The organism is Streptomyces sp. SID5910 (assembly GCF_009862125.1).
GTDB lineage: Bacteria > Actinomycetota > Actinomycetes > Streptomycetales > Streptomycetaceae > Streptomyces.
In genome coordinates this window covers 1-791 of sequence record NZ_WWHX01000411.1, presented here as the reverse complement: position 1 = coordinate 791, position 791 = coordinate 1, and the positions used below count along the sequence as shown (strand labels likewise).

Sequence of the window (791 nt, the reverse complement as noted above, 5' to 3'; positions counted from 1 at the left end):
TCCGCGGGGCCCGCGCCCGCCGGGCCCGCGCCCGGGACGCCCGTGTCGGCCTCGGCCCTGCCCGGAACCGGGACGCCTGCTTCGGCAGCGCCCGGCACCGGGGTGCCCGCCGCCACCGCGCCCGGCTCCGGGACGCCTGTTCCCGCCCTGTCCGACCCGAGGGCGCGTGACCGCGTCGAGCCGGAGTCCGGGGCGCCCGCATCCGCCGTACCGGCCCCCGACGCACCCCTGTCGACCGCGTCCGTTCCGCTACCGGCCTCTCCGGCGCCCGCCCCTGCTGCCTCGGAGGCCCCGGGGCCCGCGCCGTTGCCCGTGCGCGGTGCCCGGGAGGGCCGGGCCAACCCGGCCGCCGCGGTGCCCGGTGTCCGACCCGCCGACCGGGACGCCCTCGCCGAGCACGCCGCCGCCCCGCCCGTCCCGCGGCACAGCGCCGTGCGCGGCACCATGGGCAAGCCCGGGCTGCCCCGCCGCCGGGCCCACGAGCACATCGCCCCACAGCTGCGCGGCGGTCCCGCGCCGCGCCCGGAACCCGGGCCCGAACACCTCGTCGGCCACGACCCCGGCCTGATGGCGGCCTTCCAACGCGGCGTCGGCCTGGCCGAGGCCCAACAGCACCTGGAGCAGGCGCACATGGAGCCGGCCCACATGGCGTCGCCGCACACGGAGTCACCCCCCACCGCGCCGGCCACCCCTGACGCGCCCCCCATGGAGCCGGCCCACACCGCGTACGCCGAGGCTCCCCGCCTGCCCGCGCCCCGCGCCGACCGCACCGCCTCCCCCGCCTCCCCCGA

The 791-nt window shown here is 81.8% G+C and carries 1 pseudogene; it reads left to right on the top strand.

From position 1 onward, the window contains the following. Positions 1–312: 312 nt before the first annotated feature. A pseudogene (locus GTW67_RS38525) lies at positions 313–791 on the top strand (hypothetical protein); the annotation flags it as partial.